Annotated in this window: 11 protein-coding genes; 10 read left to right on the plus strand and 1 reads right to left on the minus strand. The window is 73.0% G+C overall.

The genetic code is table 11. The annotated features are described in order from the left end of the window. Positions 1 to 37 precede the first annotated feature (37 nt). Complete coding sequence (locus tag M1R94_RS09445; protein ID WP_249381441.1) at positions 38 to 2707, plus strand: AAA family ATPase; 2670 nt, start codon at positions 38 to 40, stop codon at positions 2705 to 2707. An 85-nt stretch (positions 2708 to 2792) separates the two neighbouring features. After that, positions 2793 to 3131: a hypothetical protein gene (locus tag M1R94_RS09450; RefSeq protein WP_249381442.1), complete on the plus strand. Its 339-nt coding sequence runs from the start codon at positions 2793 to 2795 to the stop codon at positions 3129 to 3131. Between the two features lie 55 nt (positions 3132 to 3186). On the opposite strand, the gene dinB is transcribed toward M1R94_RS09450, so the two are convergent. Next, positions 3187 to 4446, minus strand: a complete 1260-nt coding sequence (gene dinB / locus M1R94_RS09455) for a DNA polymerase IV (protein ID WP_249381443.1) — start codon at positions 4444 to 4446, stop codon at positions 3187 to 3189. Between the two features lie 129 nt (positions 4447 to 4575). On the opposite strand from dinB, the gene M1R94_RS09460 reads away from it, so the two are divergent. The 8 genes from M1R94_RS09460 to M1R94_RS09495 all read left to right on the plus strand — a co-directional run bounded on the left by M1R94_RS09460 (position 4576) and on the right by M1R94_RS09495 (position 17125). Then, positions 4576 to 5700 (plus strand): LacI family DNA-binding transcriptional regulator, encoded by a 1125-nt coding sequence (locus M1R94_RS09460; protein ID WP_249381444.1) that lies wholly within the window; start codon positions 4576 to 4578, stop codon positions 5698 to 5700. A 203-nt stretch (positions 5701 to 5903) separates the two neighbouring features. Continuing rightward, positions 5904 to 7166 (plus strand): sugar ABC transporter substrate-binding protein, encoded by a 1263-nt coding sequence (locus M1R94_RS09465; RefSeq protein ID WP_249381445.1) that lies wholly within the window; start codon positions 5904 to 5906, stop codon positions 7164 to 7166. Between the two features lies 1 nt (position 7167). Continuing rightward, the gene (locus M1R94_RS09470) at positions 7168 to 8196 is read left to right on the plus strand and encodes a carbohydrate ABC transporter permease (RefSeq protein WP_249381446.1); all 1029 of its coding nucleotides are present in this window, start codon (positions 7168 to 7170) and stop codon (positions 8194 to 8196) included. Further along, complete coding sequence (locus tag M1R94_RS09475) at positions 8193 to 9101, plus strand: carbohydrate ABC transporter permease (RefSeq protein ID WP_249381447.1); 909 nt, start codon at positions 8193 to 8195, stop codon at positions 9099 to 9101. The genes M1R94_RS09470 and M1R94_RS09475 overlap by 4 nt, the downstream gene beginning before the upstream one ends. Continuing rightward, positions 9098 to 12481 (plus strand): cellobiose phosphorylase, encoded by a 3384-nt coding sequence (locus tag M1R94_RS09480; RefSeq protein ID WP_249381448.1) that lies wholly within the window; start codon positions 9098 to 9100, stop codon positions 12479 to 12481. The genes M1R94_RS09475 and M1R94_RS09480 overlap by 4 nt, the downstream gene beginning before the upstream one ends. Beyond that, the gene (locus tag M1R94_RS09485; RefSeq protein WP_249381449.1) at positions 12478 to 14748 is read left to right on the plus strand and encodes a glycoside hydrolase family 3 N-terminal domain-containing protein; all 2271 of its coding nucleotides are present in this window, start codon (positions 12478 to 12480) and stop codon (positions 14746 to 14748) included. Before M1R94_RS09480 ends, M1R94_RS09485 begins: the two co-directional genes overlap by 4 nt. A gap of 34 nt (positions 14749 to 14782) precedes the next feature. Next, positions 14783 to 16360: a glucoamylase family protein gene (locus M1R94_RS09490; RefSeq protein WP_249381450.1), complete on the plus strand. Its 1578-nt coding sequence runs from the start codon at positions 14783 to 14785 to the stop codon at positions 16358 to 16360. Positions 16361 to 16696: 336 nt separating this feature from the next. Next, a complete protein-coding gene (locus M1R94_RS09495) occupies positions 16697 to 17125 on the plus strand; it encodes a CBS domain-containing protein (protein ID WP_249381451.1) in 429 nt (142 codons plus the stop codon).

Consider the following 17125-nt stretch of genomic DNA (forward strand, 5'->3'; position numbering starts at 1 on the left):
AGGTTCCCGTTCGACCGTTCACGGTTCACCATGGGCCATGGCGCAGTGGCCCTTCATCGGTCGTGAGGACCTGGTGCGCGCCGTGGCTCGGGACGTGCTCCCGGACGGCGCCCCCCGGTGCGCCCTGCTCACCGGCCCGGCAGGGGTCGGCAAGACCACCCTCGCCCGGGCGGTCACCCAGGTGCTCGGCCCACGGGGGTGGAAGCTGCGATGGTTCACTGGCCTCCATGCAGGCCAGGACCGGCCGCTCGGTCCTTTCGCGGAGCTCGTCGGGCGCGTCGCCCCAGACCCGTTCGTGTCGGTGGTGGAGGTCGCGTCGTCGATCGTCGCGCTGGGTCCCCGGACCGTGGTCACCGTGGACGACGTGCACCGGCTCGACCCCGCCTCTGCGGCCCTCGTCGACCGCCTGGTCCGCGGTGGGGACGTCGGTGTGGTCCTCACGGCCCGCCATGGCGAGCCGCTGCCGTCCGAGGTCGCGGGCCTCCTCACCGAGGGTGCGCTGCAGCATCGCGTCGTGCCGCCCCTGTCCAAGCAGGACGCGGCCGACCTTGTCCACGCCGCCCTCGGCGCCCCCGTGGACCGTGAGGTCCAGCAGCACCTGTGGCGGCTCACCGAGGGGAACCCTCTCTACCTACGCCTGCTGGTGCAGGGGAGCCTCGACCGGCATGGGCGGCAGCAGCGGGACCGGCCGTGGGTGCTGAGCTCGGCGACGGTGCTCACCCCGTCCCTCGAGCTGGTGCTCGAGGACCACCTGCGACGGATACTCGCGGGCGCCACGACGACGGCCCGGTTCGTGGCCGACGTCGTGGCGATCGCCGAGCCGGTCGAGGTCGACGTGCTGCTCGCCGTCGGGTGCCGCCTCGAGGAGCTCGACGATCTCGAGCGTGCGGGTCTCGTGGCCGTCGGTGGCGAGTCGCGCGACCTGTGGGTGCGCTGCGGGCACCCACTCATCGGTGAGCTGCTGCGGGCGCGGGCCGGAGTGCTCCGGACCCGACGGATCCATACGGAGGTCGCCGCGCAGCTTCGAGGCCGGCGGGACGTCGACCCGCTGCGGCTCAGCGAGCACGAGCTCGGCTCGGGGCAGAGTCCTTCGGCCGACCTCTTCGTCAGGGCTGCCGAGGTCGCCGTGCGGCGGTTCGACCTCGACCGGGCGATCCTGCTGGCAGGTGAGGCGATGGCCGACGGTCCGCGGTTCGACGCCGGGCTCGTGCTGGCCGGTGCGCAGTCGTGGGCGTCACAGGGTGCGGAGGCGGAGCTGACCGCCCGCTCGCTGGTCGACCTCGCCCCCGACGACCTGGCCCGGGTGCGGGTCGCTCAGCTGCGCGCGGCGAACCTCTTCTTCGTCCTGGCCCGCCCGGATGACGCGTTGGCCGTGCTCGACCGTGCCGTGGAGTCCTCTCGTTCGCCCACCGCCCGCGCCGAGGCCCTAGGCGTGCGGGCGTGGCTACGGGCCCTGGTCACCCGTGCGGGCGCGGTCGCCGACGCGGAGCGGGCCCTCGCCGAGGCGGTCACCGGGTCGTTCGGAGCCCGCGCCGCGGCCATCTGCCTGGTGGTCACGACGGGGGCCGGCGGTCGGGCGGAGGTCCACCCGCTGACCATCGCGATGCTGGGCGACGCCGACCGTTCCGGTGGTTCACGTGGTGCCGACGGTTCCCTCGGTGCCGGTGGAGCAGGTTCGATAGTCGGGATGCTGCTGCGGTACGCGGTCGCGGAGGCCGAGGTCGTCGGCCTGCAGCAGGCCGGGGCGCTGCACGAGATCGACGCGGTGCTCGCGCTCCTGCCCCTGGACACCGGTGGGGCCAGGTTCTTCGACCACCGAGGGCGGGCGCTGCACGGTGTCGCCCTCCTCGCCCGCGGTCACCTCTCCCAGGCCGTCGAGCTCCTCGCGTCCGCGTCCGCCGCTCTGCGCGCGAAGGACCGCTCGGGCTGGGCGTACACGACGTCGTTGGCGCTCAGCCGGTGCTACTCCCAGCGGGGCGAGGTCGAGGCTGCGGACGCGGCCCTGGGTGATGCCGAACGCCGGCGTCACCCGGGTCTCGTCCTGCGTGAGCCGGACCGTCTGCTGACCCACGCCTGGCGCTCGGCCGCGCTGGGGGACACCGCGGCGGCGCTGCGGACGGCACGGCACGCCGCCGCGGTCGCGATCTCGCACCATGCCCCGGCGCAAGCGCTCCTCGCGTGGGAGTGCGTGATGCGGTGGGGTGACCCGACCGCGGACGCGCCCCTGCGCCGGATCGCCCTCGAGGTGGACGTGCCCAGGGCGCGAGCCGCTGCGCAGGCCGCTGCCGCGCTCGCCGGCCGCGACGTGGCGGGGCTCGAGGCCGCCTCGGTCACCTACACCGAGCTGGGTGACGCGGCCTCGGCCGCGGACGTCATGGCGCTCGCCGCCGACCGGGCGCACCGCCTCGGCCTGACGGGCACGGCGGCCGTGGCCCGCGACCGTGCCGTCGAGATCGCCGAGCGGTACGGCATCGCGACACCGGCGGTGCGGGCGGTGCGTGCGGTGAAGGGTCTGAGCCCGAGGGAGCGTGACGTGACCGCGCTGGCCGCGGCCGGGCTGAGCAGCCGGGAGATCGCCGGTCGGCTCGGGCTGTCCGTGCGCACCGTGGAGGGTCATCGCTACCGCGCCGGCCTCAAGCTCCGCGCCGCGCCCCCCGCTGCGCACCTACGTGGTTCCCGGTCGGCACGTGGGTCGCCGGTCGAGTAGGCCCCTACCCGGTTCGCGGGACGCACGGACGTGAACACTGGGAAGGACGCCCGGTTCGGGCATCAGCGTCGGGGAGGGAGTCGACATGTCGCAGCCGGGCTTCTCGCACCAGTCCCACCACCAGGCGGCCCAGGCGGCGCACGCACGCGCGGCGGCCCAGGCCCAGCAGGCCGCGCAGCAGTCCCAGCAGCTGGCGGACCAGGCCAGGCAGGGGCACTCCTCGCGTAAGCATGGCGCCATGGCAGACCGCTACGCCCAGCCGCACCGCTCGGCCCGCCGCGGCGGGTTCCTCTCGGGCCTGTTCCGCCTCGTCCTGACCCTGGTGGTCCTGGCCGTCCTCGCCCTGGTCGTCGTCTCGGTCATGTCCTCGGGGGACACCTCGGGGGTCGATCAGGTGCGGCAGTGGGTCGACGACGTGCTCTGAGCCGGACGGCCACGCGCCGAGCACCACGGGACCCCCGCGTGCCACCCGCGCCGGCTCATCCGTCGTGCTCGGCGAGCTCCCGGAACGCATCGGGTACCGCTGACCCCCGACGCATCACCGCGGGCAGGTAGCCGACGGTGTCGTTGCCGAAGCGCGTGCGGATCGCGTCGACCGAGCCGTCGACGGCCCGCCGGGCCGCTCCGGGTGCCGATCCGGGTCGCCACGGGTCGGGCGGCGGCAGCTCGAGCTCGAGCTGGACGCAGCGCTGCTCGACCAGTCCCGACATCGAGATCGCCAGCAGGGTGATCTCCCGCGGCGGGGGCTCGTCGTCGATCGCCGACCAGACGAGGCGCTCGGCGACCTCGGTCACCGTCAGTGTCGCCGCGACCGGCTCGGGCAGCGTGCGGGAGCGGGTCACCGACCGCTGCCCGGTGAAGCGCACCCGGACCACGACCGTCCGCCCGGCCTGACCGCGGGCTCGGAGCCGTCGCGACACCCGGTCAGCGAGGTGGGACAGAACCGCGCGGACCTCGTCGGGGTCGGGGTGGCGTCGACCCATCGCGGACTGCGCACCCACGGACCGGGCGTGGTGCGCCGTGCTGACCCGGCGGGGGTCGTCGTCGTGCGCCATGGCGGTGAGCCGGTGCCCGACACCACGGCCGAGGATGCGCTCCACGGCCCCCGAGGGGGTGCGCGCGAGCTCGCCGATCGTGCGGATGCCCAGCCCCGCGAGCCGCTGCTCGTTGACCGGTCCGACACCCCAGACCAGACCGACCGGCAGCGGGTCGAGGAACTCACGCTCGCGTCCAGGCTCCACGACCACCAGCCCGTCGGGCTTGGCGACCTGGGACGCGATCTTGGCGAGGTGCTTGGTCCGGGCGGCGCCCACCGAGATGGGCAGCCCGACCTCGTCCCGGACCCGGTGGCGGATCAGCGCGCCGATCGTGGCCGGCGGACCGAACAGGTGGATCGATCCTGAGACGTCCAGGAACGCCTCGTCGATCGAGATGCGCTCGACCACGGGCGTCAGGCCGCGCAGCACGGTCATCACCGCATCGGCGAGGCGTGGGTACTCCTCGAGGTGCCCGCGGACGAAGGTCAGTGCGGGGCACAGGTTCGCCGCGCGCCACCCTGGCATGCCTCCCTGCACGCCGAACCGTTTGGCCTCGTACGACGCGGCGAGCACCACGCCTCCTCGGGGCCCACCGCCGACGGCGATCGGCCGGCCGCGCAGGCTCGGGTCCAGCAGCTGCTCGACCGACGCGTAGAACGCGTCCAGGTCCGCGTGCAGGATGGCTGCGCCTGGGGTGGGCATGACGCCACGTTAGTCGAACACCTGTTCGAGTGCCAGGGTCGGCCCCGTGCGCGGGCACGGGCACGGGTGGCGATCCGGGCGGGTCTGCTGTGAAGCGCTTAGGGTGAGTGCCGTCAGAGGGGAGGACCGATGGCCAAGCGGCCCACCGTGTACGACGTCGCCCACGCGGCCGGCGTCTCGATCGCGACGGTCTCCTTCACCTTCCGGCAGCCCGAACGGGTGCGTGCCAGCACGCGCGAAGCGGTCCTCGAGGCTGCCCGGACCCTCAACTACGTGCCGAGCGCAAGCGCCCGTGGCCTGGCCGAGAGCCGCACGGGGGCGCTCGGGCTGTACTCGTTCGACATGCTGCTCGAGTCGGGAGAGACCGGGGCGACCCGGCCGGTGCGCGAGGACCCGGGGGCCTTCTTCGCGGGTGACGTCACCGAGCGGGCCTTCTCCGACGACGCGGACGACGAGGACTTCCGCGTCTTCCCGCTGTACGTGGACGAGGTCCAGCGCGGCTTCGAGCTCGAGTGCGCCCGGCGCGGCAGGGCGCTGATGATCGGTCGCGGCCCCAGCGGCGACGGTGCCGGGGTGATCGACATCGCCAGCCGGGTGGACGGGCTCGCGGTGTTCCCCTGGGCCCGGTCCGAGGACGTGCTCGACCAGCTCGCCCACCGCCTGCCGGTGGTGGCGTTCGCGATGCCCTACGGGGCGGGTGCGTTGCACCACGTGCGGGTCGACAACGCGGGCGGGGTGCGGATCCTGACCGAGCACCTGGTGCGCGAGCACGGCATCACCCGGATCGAGTTCGTCGGGTCGCCCGAGATGAGCGACTACGCCGAGCGGTTCGAGGGGATGCGCGCCGCGCTGCGCGACCTCGGGCTGCCGGTGCCCCGGGAGGTGCTCGACCCGACGCCGATCGCCGCCGAGTCCCCGTTCCCGGTGATCCGTGACCTGCTCGACCGGGGAGAGGTCCCGCGCGGTCTGGTCTGCGCGAGCGACCAGCACGCGCTCGACCTGATGGCCCTGCTGCGCGACCGGGGGTGCGACGTGCCGGGCGACGTCGCCGTCACGGGCTTCGACGGTGTCGCCGCGGGGCGCCTGTTCGCTCCGTCCTTGACCACCGCCCGGCAGCCGATGGAGGCGATGGGCAGGCTCGCGGTGGACATCCTGATGGACTCGATCGCCGACCCGGACGCGCCGCCGGTGGACCGCACGCTCCCTGTCCGTCCGCTGTTCCGCGAGTCCTGCGGGTGTCCTGCGAGGCGTTGACGCGATCTGCGGCCCGTGGGCCGCTCCTGCCTCAGGAGGCTGCTGACCTGGGGAGACGCGCTGTGTCTCGCGCCGATCGACCCAGCAGGGTCCTGGGATGTGTTGCGCATCACGTTCTAAGCGCTTAGAGTCGACCGTGGGTGCACGTTAAGCGCATAGATGCGACTGCTCCCGAGCAGGGGACTCAACGAGGAGGACATGCCATGAACAGAACTGTGCGGGTAGGCGCTGCGGCGCTCGCGATCGCCGCTCTCGGACTCGCGGGCTGCGGGCGCGGTGACGCGGACACCGACGGCGGCGCGGCACCCGAGCCCGCCCAGGAGGTCGCCGAGGGTGAGGCCAGCGGGTCGATCGAGGTCTGGGCCATGGGAACCGAGGGTGAGGCGCTCGGAGCGTTCGCCGAGGCCTTCGTCGCCGAGAACCCCGAGGTCCAGGTCAACGTCACGGCGATCCCGTGGGACGCCGCGCACGACAAGATCGCGACAGCGATCGCCGGCGGGCAGACCCCCGACGTCTCCATGATCGGCACCACCTGGATGGGTGAGTTCGCCGCGACCGGCGCCCTGGACCCCACCCCCGAGCTCATCGACCCGTCGATCTTCTTCGAGGGCGCCTGGGGCAGCACCGACGTCGGCGGCACCCACTACGGCGTGCCGTGGTACGTCGAGACCCGGGTCCTGTACTACCGCAGCGACCTGGTGACCGAGCCTCCCGGCGACTGGGACGGACTGACCGCCATGGCCGTGCAGGCGCAGGAGGCAGGCGCCGACTGGGGTATCACCCTGCAGGCCGGGCAGACAGGTGCCTGGCAGACCTTCATGCCGTTCGCCTGGCAGGCCGGTGCGGAGATCCTCACCGAGGACGCCACCGAGTTCACGATCGACTCCCCGGAGTTCGTCGAGGCGCTGGCCTACTACCAGTCGGTCTTCACCGACGACCTGGCCCCCACCGAGCTGCCGCAGGGCTCGCTCGAGCCCGACTTCATGGCCGGTCGCATCGGCGCCTTCGTCTCGGGCCCCTGGCACGTCGGCATCCTGAACGACCTGGACGCCGCAGGAATGGAGAACGTCGCCCTGGCACCGCTCCCCGCGGGTGCCCAGCAGGCCTCGTTCATCGGCGGCGCCAACCTCGCCGTCTTCGAGGACACGGACAACCGTGACGCCGCCTGGAAGTTCGTCGAGTGGCTGAGCCGGCCCGAGGTCCAGGTCGACTGGTTCGAGACCGTCAACGACCTGCCCTCGGTGGCCTCCGCCTGGGACGACCCCGCGATCACCGACGACGAGAACCTCGCCGTCTTCGGACAGCAGCTCGAGACTGCCGTCGCCCCGCCCTCGATCCCGACCTGGGAAGAGGTCGCGAGCGTGATCGACAACGAGCTCGAGCGGCTCACCAAGACCGGTGCCGACCCGCAGGAGGTCGCGACCGCCATCCAGCAGCAGGCGGCCTCCATCGGGACCGGACTCTGACATGTCCACCCCGACCGTGGTCCGGTCCGGCGCGCAGGCGTCGGGCCGGACCGGCTCCCAGACGCTGCGCAAGCACCCCCCGCTCTACCGCCGCCGCACCCGTGCGGCCTGGGGCTTCGCGCTCCCGTTCGTGCTGCTCTTCGTCACGTTCACCGCCGGGCCGGTGCTGATGTCGCTGGGGATGGCCGTCACCGACATCAGGAGCCGGGACCTGCGCAACCCCTTCGCGGTCGAGTTCGTCGGCCTGGACAACTTCGTGACCGTGCTGCAGGACCCGCTGTTCCTCAAGGCCGCCGGCAACACCGCCTACTTCGTCCTGGTCGGCGTGCCGTTGACCCTGGGGCTCTCGCTGGGCATCGCGGTGATCCTCAACGCGGGCATCACCCGGTTCAAGACCCTGTTCCGGGTGGGCTACTACATGCCCGTGGTCACCAGCATCGTCGCGGTGGCCGTGGTGTGGCGGTTCCTGCTCCACCCCGACGCCGGGCTGATCAACGAGGTGCTCGGCTGGGTCGGCATCGACGGGCCGCACTGGCTCGCGAGCACCACCTGGGCCATGCCCTCGATGATCGCGATGGCCACCTGGCGGTCGATCGGGACCCTCATCATCATCTTCCTGGCCGGCCTGCAGGGGGTGCCCACCTCGCTGCACGAGGCCGCAGCCCTCGACGGCGCCAACGCCTGGCAGCGGTTCCGGAACATCACCCTGCCCACGATGCGCCCGACGCTGCTGTTCGGCGCGGTGATCACCGGGATCGGCTACGTGCAGTTCTTCGAGGAGCCCTTCGTCATGACCCAGGGCGGTCCCCTCAACAGCACCCTGTCCGTCGCCTACCAGACGTACAACCAGTTCGGGTTCGGGAACTACGGCTACGCCGCCGCGATGAGCTACGTGCTGTTCCTCGCGGTCGTCATCCTGACCGTCATCCAGTTCCGGTTCCTCGGGGAGCGCGACACCCCGCGACGCCGACGCCTGTGGCGTCGTCGCCCCGCACCGACCGCCGTCGCCAGGCAGGAGATCGGACGATGAGCACCACGACCGGACGCACCCAGCCGCCACCCACCGAGCCGACGACCGACGCCCCCGTGCAGCACCGCACCAAGGAGCGGCCGATCGGCGAGGCCCGGCCCAACCCCTTCGCCTACCTGATCCTCGGCGTGGGCCTGATCGTGGTGATGAGCCCGTTCGCGTGGATGGCGCTCAGCTCGGTCAAGAGCGCCGGAGAGATCCGCCAGGTCCCGCCGACCTGGTGGCCGGAGGCGCCGACCCTGGACAACTTCACCGCGCTGTTCGAGCGGCTGGACTTCCCGCAGTTCTTCGCCAACTCGACCATCGTGGCCACCGCGGTGACCCTGGGGAACCTGGTGTTCTGCTCGATGCTCGGCTACGTCCTGGCCAAGTCGGAGTTCGCCGGCAAGAAGCTGCTGTTCCGGCTCGTGCTCGGCACGCTGATGATCCCCGGGATGGTCACCCTGGTCCCGCTGTTCGTGATGGTCGCGAACATGGGCCTGGTCAACACCTACATGGGGCTGATCCTGCCGTTCCTGGCTGCACCGTTCGGCGTGTTCCTCATGCGGCAGTTCTTCCTCGGCATCCCCGACGAGCTGATCGACGCGGCGCGCGTGGACGGGGCGAGCGAGCTGCGGATCTTCCTGCAGATCGTCATGCCGCTGGCCAAGCCTGCCCTCGCGACGCTCGCGATCCTGACCTTCCTGGGGTCGTGGAACAACTTCCTGTGGCCGCTGGTCGTGGCGACCACCGAGGACAAGTACACCCTCCCGGTGGCCCTGGCCCTGTACTCCACCGGCCAGAACCAGACCGACTACGGGCTGCTGCTCGCCGGCGCCGTGGTGGTCGTCGTGCCCGTGCTGGTCGTCTTCCTGATCCTCCAGCGGTACTTCGTGCAGGGCGTCGCGATGACGGGCATCAAGTGACGGCGCAGCAGGTCGGCTCGGGCTCGGGGCTGCGCGCGGTCGTGGTCGACGGCGGCGGGCTGGCCTCGCTCGGGACCGGGTCGATCGAGCTGGTGCAGCACGCCGCGTCGGCCCTCGAGCCGGGGCTGCTCCAGCTGTGGGTCCGCGACCGAGCCGCCGGGACGTGCCACCCGCTGCTCGGTGCGGGGTCGGGCTCCCTGGCCACGGCGGGAGACGGCGAGCTCACCGTCACCGGCGGGGAGCAGGGGGTCGATGGCGGCGGCCTGCGCTGGCGGGCGACCCTCGCGCTGCACCCCGAGCAGCTCGCGTGGGCCTGGCACGTCGAGGTGTCGAACGACGGCCCGGGCCCCCGCGAGATCGACGTGGTGCACGCGCACGACGTCGCCCTGGCAGCACCCGGTGCCCTGCACGCCAACGAGCTCTACATCAGCCAGTACCTCGACGTGTCCCCGCTGGACGGTCCCACGGGGACGGCGCTCGCCGTGCGGCAGAACCTCCCGCAGGCCGGCACGCACCCCTGGTGCGTGCTGGCGGCCGACCCCGCGGTGACCTCGTGGGCCACCGACGCGCTCGACGTGCACGGCCGGACCGGCCGTTCAGGCCGTGGGACCGGTCCGGTCGGTGACCTGCCCGGTCGCCGGTGGCAGCACGAGCACACCCTGGCCACCCTCCAGACCCGCACCGCGACGCTCGCGCGGGGCGACCTGCTGGACGTCACGTTCGCCGGGCTGCTCCTCGAGGACCACCCCGGTGCGACCTCGCCCGACGACGTCGCGCTGGTCGAGCGGGCCCTCGCCCTCGCCCGTGAGACGCGCTCCGCGAGCCGTGACGGGGGCGACCCTGCGGCGCGCTCCGCGGCCCCCGCCCCCAGCGGCCCGTACGACCAGGGCCGTGAGCTGCGATCCGGTCCGCTCGGCCCGGACGAGCTGCGCGACCGCTGGCCCGAGCCGTGGCAGGTGGTCGAGCGCGACGAGGGCGGCGAGCTGCTGTCCTTCTTCGCCGGGGACGAGCACGTGGTGACCCAGGCCAAGGAGCTCGACGTGCTCCGGCCGCACGGCACCCTGCTGCGCACGGGGGACCGCGCTGCGCCCGACGCCCACAGCCTGACGGTCACCGCATGGATGGCCGGGTCACCGTTGTCGTACCTGACCCGCGGTCACGCCACCACCGGTCGGGTGCTGACCACGGTGCGTGGCTACCTCGGGATGCACCGCGCCTACGGGCTGCGGGTCCTGGTCGAGGTCGACGGGCGCTGGCGGCTGCTCGACCTGCCCTCGGCCTTCGCGATGACCCCGGACTCCGCCCGCTGGGTCCACGTGGTCGCCCCGAGCGGTGGTGACGTGGGAGGCACCGTCGAGATGAGGACGGTGCTGCCGGCGGGTGGGCACCACGCCGAGCTGCAGGTGGACGTCGTCGGGCCGCCTCGCAGGGTGCTGGTGGCCCTCCACCTGGCCACTGAGCAGGACCCGCTCCCCGCGGCGGCGGACGCGGTGCGCACCTCGCCGACCACCGAGGGGGTCGTGGTGCACGTGCGTGGCCCGGGCGACCTCGAGCAGGCCCTGGAGGTGCGGGCCACGGCCCCCGTCGAGGTCGGTGACGACAGCCCGCTCTTCGACGACGGCGTGCACCGGACCGACGCGGTGGTCACCCTCCTGACCCCACCGGTCCAGGCCCTCGGCCTCCGCCTGAGCCTGGGCGCAGCGCCTGACGGCGACATGGACTCGCAGTGGTGGCGCGAGGTCACCTCGATCCGGGTCGCGGGCGACGGCGAAGGGGTCGACACGCTCGCGGTGAGCCTTCCGTGGCTGGTCCGCGACGCCTTCGTCCACCACCTCGCGCCGCGCGGCCTCGAGCAGTACACCGGCGGCGCGTGGGGCACCCGAGACGTCACCCAGGGGCCGCTCGAGCTGCTGCTCGCCCTCGACCGGCTCGAGGACGCCCGACGGCTGCTGCTCTCGGTCTTCGCGGCGCAGAACCTCGACGGCTCGTGGCCCCAGGCCTTCGGCTTCCTGCCCGGCGACGAGCACTTCCGCCACGAGCCGCCGCACGGCGACGTCGTGCACTGGCCCGTCCTGGCCCTCGGGCGCTACCTGCTCGCCTCGGCCGACGGCACGGTCCTGGACGAGCAGGTGCCCTGGTACACGCCCGCCGCCAGCGGCGAGCCGACCGCCGGTGGCGCGACCACGCTCGCCGACCACGTCGACCGTGCGCTGGCCTGCGCCCGGGCGGGGATGCTCCCCGGGACGCACCTGGTCGCCTACGGGCACGGTGACTGGAACGACTCCCTGCAGCCCGCCGACCCCGCCATGGCGCGGACCATGGCCAGCGCGTGGACCGTCACCCTCCACCACCAGTCCCTGCGCACCCTCGCCGAGGGTCTGACCGCCGCGGGACGCCCGGCCGGCGCACCGGCCACTCTGCACGTCGAGGCGTTGCGTACCGAGGCCGAGGCGATCGCCGGGGACCTGCACCGCCACCTCCTGGTCGACGGCGAGCTCGCGGGCTACGTCCAGCTCGGGGAGCCCGAGGGCGCGCACGTGCCCGTGCTCCGGCACCTCGTGCACCCCCGTGACTCGGCGACCGGACTGCGGCACGGTGCGCTGCAGATCGTGCACGCGCTGGGCGACGACCTGCTCAGCCCCGAGCAGGCCCGTCACCACGTGGCCCTGGTGCGCGAGCACCTCATGGGCGTGGATGGCGTACGGCTCTTCGACCGGCCTCCCGGCTACCACGGCGGGGAGACCCGCCACTTCCAGCGGGCCGAGACCGCGACCTTCGTCGGGCGCGAGATCGGGCTGATGTACGTGCACGCCCACCTGCGGTGGTGCGAGGCGATGGCCCGCTGGGGCGACCCCGAGGCGCTGTGGCTCGGCGTCCGGCAGGTCCTCGCCCCCGGGGTGCTCGACGTGGTGCCCGGCGCGAGGCGCCGGCAGGCGAACACCTACGCCTCGAGCTCGGACGCCGCGGTGCTCGACCGGGACGACTTCAGCGCGCGGTACGCCGAGGTCCTGACCGGGGCGACCGGTCTCGAGGGTGGGTGGCGGGTCTACTCCTCGGGCCCTGGGGTGCTCGTGCGGATCCTCACCCAGTCCCTGCTCGGCGTGCGCCGGCGTGGAGGTCAGGTCGAGATCGACCCGGTGCTGCCCCGCGCCCTGGACGGGCTGACGGCGAGCGTCCCGTTGGCCGGCGGTCACCTGCGGCTGCGCTACCGGGTGGGTCCTGGTGGCAGCGGGGTGACCTCGCTGCGGCTCGGCGACCGGGTGCTCACCGGTCCGCGCACGGCCAACCCGTACCGCGCGGGCGGGACGGTCCTGGACCTGGCCGATCTCGCGGCCACGCTGCGCGGGGACGCGCCCGAGCTCGAGGTGCACCTGCCGTGACGGCCCACGACGTGACATCGCGGGTACGTCCGTGGTCCGACCCCGACCTCCCGGTCGCCCGGCGGGCCGCTGCGCTGCTCGCGGCGATGACCCTCCAGGAGAAGGTCGGCCAGCTCCACCAGGTCGCCAACCCCGACCCGGAGCGGGACGCCGCGGCGCTCGCGGCGGGGACCTTCGGCACCTGCATCGTCGCGAGCGGGCAGCACGCCGGGAACGTCCGCGACACCGGGACCCAGGCCACGGCGGTCAACGACCTGCAGCGTGCGGCGGTCCAGACCTCGCGGCTGGGCATCCCGCTGATCATCGCCCGGGACGTCATCCACGGGCACCGCACCGTGTTCCCCGTGCCGCTCGGGCAGGCGGCGTCCTTCGACGCCGAGCTGGTGCGTGACTGCGCACGGGTCGCCGCGCGTGAGGCCACGGCCGACGGGGTGCGGTGGACCTTCGCCCCCATGCTCGACGTCGCGCAGGACCCTCGGTGGGGACGGGTCGCCGAGGGGTGGGGCGAGGACGTCTGGCTCGCCTCGCACCTGGGCGTGGCCGCGGTCGAGGGGTTCCAGGGCGGCCCGGACGGCGGCGACCTCGCCGCCCCCGAGGCGATGGCCGCGTGCGCCAAGCACTACGTGGGCTACGGCCTGGTCCAGGGCGGGCGCGACTACGCCGAGGTCGACATCGGCCCGATCACCCTGCACAACCGGCACCTGCGCCCGTTCCGGGCGGTCATCGACGCGGGGGTGGCCACGGTCATGAGCGCCTTCCACACCCTGGACGCGGTACCGGTCACGGCGCACGTCGCGCTGCTGCGCGAGCACCTGCGCGACGACCTCGGCTTCACCGGACCGGTCGTCAGCGACTGGGGGGCCGTGGGAGAGCTGCGGCACCACGGGATGGCTGCTGACGACGGAGGTGCGGCCGTGCTCGCCCTGCGTGCGGGAGTCGACATCGACATGGTCACCGGTGCCTACAGCGGGCACCTGGCGAGGCTGGTCGGCGACGGCGTGGTCGACGAGGCCCTCGTGGACGAGGCGGTGCTGCGCGTGCTGACCCTCAAGCTGCGGCTCGGCCTCTTCGAGGACCCGTACACCGACCCGTCCCGGGCAGCCGCCGTCCACCTCACCCCCGAGCACCGCGGGCTGGCCCGGCGCGCGGCGGCCTCGGCGGTCGTGGTGCTGCGCAACGACGGCGTCCTGCCTCTCGAGGCACCGCCCCGCCACGTGCACGTCACCGGGCCGTTCGCGACCGCCACCGGCGAGCTCTTCGGGACCTGGACCCTCGACGGTCGCGCCGAGGACGTCGTGAGCATCGCTGCCGCCGTCTCCGAGCGCTTCGAGGGGACGGCGCACCAGGACAGGCCCACCCGCGTGACGGTCGACGACGGCCGGTTCCCCGACGAGTCCCACCTGCGGGCGCGGGAGGCCGACGTGGTGATCGCCTGCGTGGGGGAGCACCCCCTGCGCAGCGGCGAGGCCAACTCGGTGGCCTCCCTCGACCTCCCGCCCGGGCAGGTCGAGCACCTCGAGGCCCTGGCCCGGGTGAGCCGCCGGCTGGTTGTGGTGGTGCTGACCGGGCGACCGCTCGCCCTCGAGCGGCTCGCGCACCTCGGCTCGGCGCTCGTGCTGGTCTTCCACCCCGGCGTCGAGGGTGGCCACGGTGTGGTCGACGTGCTCAGCGGTGACGCCCCGGCGAGCGGTCGACTGCCCTCCTCGCTGCCCTGGACCACCGGTCAGGTCCCGCTGCACCACGACCACCTGCCGACCGGCAGGCCGCTGCACCCCGACGGTCCCGAGGGCCGCTATCGCGACCACCGCGACACCGCGCAGTACCCGTTCGGCTTCGGTCTGGGCTACTCGCCGGTGACGTACACCGACCTCGTGCTCTCGGCGACCGTGCTCGGTCCGGGTGAGGTGGTCCGGGCCAGCGTGCGGGTGACCAACGTGGGGACCCGCCCCGTCGTGGAGACCGTCCAGCTCTACGCGCGGGCGCACGTCTCGACCATCTCCCGGCCGGTCAGCGAGCTGGTCGGGGTGCGCCGGGTGGTGCTCGCCCCGGGCGAGCAGCAGGAGGTCGGGTTCGAGATCGACCAGCACGTGCTCTCCCATCGGGACGCCCTCGGCCGAGAACGTCGTGAGCCGGGCCCGTTCACCCTCCGGATCGCCCCGTACGCGGGGGCCGGGGTGACGGCACGGCTCGACGTCGTCTCCTCGCCTGCACGCACCGGCACCACCGGGGAGGGAGGTGGCGCCCGGCTCGACCCCATCGACCGATGACGTTCGACGAAAGGACTCGAGACAGATGAGTGGGATGCGCAGACGCACGGCCGCGATCGCGGTCGCAGCACTGGCCACAACAGGTCTGGTGACCACGGCGGCCCCCGCGGTCTCCGGACCGCACCAGGACCGCGGCGGCAAGCACCAGGACCGAGGGCCCCATGACGGGGGCAAGCGCGGCGACCGCGCCGTCCTGACCGAGTACGCCGAGGACACCTGGGCCTCGTTCGAGGCGATGGCCCACCCGGACACGGGCCTGCCGGCCGACAACATCGACGGCGACCTCGACCCGGGCTCGCGGAGCGGCTACACGTCGCCGACCAACATCGGCGCCTACCTCTGGAGCACCGTGGTCGCCCGTGACCTGGGGATCATCAAGCGGGGCGAGGCCAAGCAGCGGATGGCCCAGACCCTCGCGAGCGTCGCCGAGCTCGAGCGCCACGAGGACTCGGGCATGTTCTACAACTGGTACGACGAGGCCACCGGGGAGAAGCTCTACGTCTGGCCGGACGACGGCAACCAGGTGTACCCCTTCCTGTCGAGCGTCGACAACGGGTGGCTGGCCACCGCGCTCGTCCTGGTCAAGAACGCCGAGCCGCGCCTCGCGGCGCAGGCCGAGGCGATCCGCTCGACCATGGACTTCGGCTTCTACTACGACCCGCCGGTCGGTCAGATCCGCGGCGGGTTCTGGGACGAGCCGCCGGCCGACCCCGCCGCGGTGCTCGACAACTACCGTGACCGGGGTCCCGACGTCTGGTACACCGGCCACCACTACGGCACGCTCAACACCGAGCCGCGCATCGCGAGCTACCTGGGCATCGCGTGGGGCCAGATCCCGCCCGAGCACTACTTCCACATGTTCCGCACCTTCCCCGACACCTGCGACTGGAGCTGGCCCGAGCAGAAGCCGGTCGGCGAGTGGGAGCAGCACCTGGGTGTCGACGTCTTCCAGGGGGCCTACCGCTACCGCGACATGCAGATCGTGCCGACCTGGGGCGGCTCGATGTTCGAGGCGCTCATGGTCGACCTGTTCATCCCCGAGTCCGACTGGGGTCCGCGCAGCTGGGGTGTCAACCACCCGCTGACCGTCCGGGCCCACATCGAGCACGGCATGGACGAGGCCGGCTACGGGTACTGGGGCTTCTCGCCGTCGAGCGACCCGGCCGGTGGCTACCGCGAGTACGGTGTCGACCCGATCGGCATGGAGCCCAACGGGTACTCCTCCGACCAGGAGCGCACCGTCGTGGAGTCCGGCTGGGACGACCCGGAGTGCTTCCGCGAGGCCAGCGAGCCCGAGGGGTACGGCGACGGCGTGGTGACGCCGCACGCGTCCTTCCTCGCGCTGCCGTACGACAAGGGCGCGGCGCTGACCAACCTCGCGAACATCCGTGACGACTTCGACGCGTACGGCCCCGGTGGCTTCTACGACGCGGTCGCGGTCGGCAGCGGGACGGTCGCCGAGCGGTACCTCTCCCTCGACCAGGGGATGATCATGGCCGCGCTGGGGAACGAGCTCAAGAACGACCGCGTGAAGTCCTACGTGGTCCGTGGTGACGTCAAGCGCGTCATCCGGCCGCTGCTGGGCATCGAGGAGTTCAACGCGGGCAGCTAGGGCATCGCCGTGGACGAGCGGGGAGCGCCACGGGAGACCGTGGGTCGCTCCCCGCTCGTCCGCGGTCAGCGGCGCGTGGGCCAGTCGAGGGATCCGGTCGAGGCACGGGTGACCACCCGGCCGGCGAGCTGCTCGACCCCGACCGAGGGGTCTCCGCGATCAACGCGAAGAGGCGTGGTGCCGCGATCCGTCCTCTGCCGCACGAGAGCAGGTGCTCGACTCTGGATGCCGACGGCGTGACCCGGGCCTACCCCCGGCCTGCCGCATCACGTAGCGTCATCGGTGGGGCCGCGACGACGCGGCACCGACCCGGGCGTGCGACGGAGGCCACCGATCATGAGGATCACCGAGGTGCTGAGACGCAAGGGCGACGAGGTCGTCACCATCTCGCCGCAGGTGGGGGTGAGAGAGCTGCTCAGCCTGCTCGCGGAGCACCGCATCGGTGCGCTCGTGGTGTCGGACGACGGCCAGCACGTCGACGGCATGGTCAGCGAGCGGGACGTCGTCCGGCGGCTGCACGAGGACGGCGACCGGGCCCTGGACGCGACGGTCGGGCAGATCATGACCGCTGATGTGCAGACCTGCGGTCCTCAGGACACCGTCGACCACCTCATGGAGGTCATGACCGAGCACCGGGTGCGGCACGTCCCCGTCCTCGTGGACGGCCGGCTCGCGGGGCTCGTGAGCATCGGTGACGTGGTCAAGCACCGCCTGGCCGAGGTCCAGACCGAGCGCGACCAGCTCACCGCCTACATCACCGGCTGA

The organism is Actinotalea alkalitolerans, from assembly GCF_023369855.1.
GTDB lineage: Bacteria > Actinomycetota > Actinomycetes > Actinomycetales > Cellulomonadaceae > Actinotalea.

Excerpts from the sequence above, each read along its gene's own strand:
- M1R94_RS09445 (WP_249381441.1), top strand. The coding sequence starts at position 38 with ATGGCGCAGTGGCCCTTCATCGGTCGTGAGGACCTGGTGCGCGCCGTG.
- M1R94_RS09450 (WP_249381442.1), top strand. The coding sequence starts at position 2,793 with ATGTCGCAGCCGGGCTTCTCGCACCAGTCCCACCACCAGGCGGCCCAG.
- dinB (WP_249381443.1), bottom strand. The coding sequence starts at position 4,446 with ATGCCCACCCCAGGCGCAGCCATCCTGCACGCGGACCTGGACGCGTTC.
- M1R94_RS09460 (WP_249381444.1), top strand. The coding sequence starts at position 4,576 with ATGGCCAAGCGGCCCACCGTGTACGACGTCGCCCACGCGGCCGGCGTC.
- M1R94_RS09465 (WP_249381445.1), top strand. The coding sequence starts at position 5,904 with ATGAACAGAACTGTGCGGGTAGGCGCTGCGGCGCTCGCGATCGCCGCT.
- M1R94_RS09470 (WP_249381446.1), top strand. The coding sequence starts at position 7,168 with ATGTCCACCCCGACCGTGGTCCGGTCCGGCGCGCAGGCGTCGGGCCGG.
- M1R94_RS09475 (WP_249381447.1), top strand. The coding sequence starts at position 8,193 with ATGAGCACCACGACCGGACGCACCCAGCCGCCACCCACCGAGCCGACG.
- M1R94_RS09490 (WP_249381450.1), top strand. The coding sequence starts at position 14,783 with ATGCGCAGACGCACGGCCGCGATCGCGGTCGCAGCACTGGCCACAACA.
- M1R94_RS09495 (WP_249381451.1), top strand. The coding sequence starts at position 16,697 with ATGAGGATCACCGAGGTGCTGAGACGCAAGGGCGACGAGGTCGTCACC.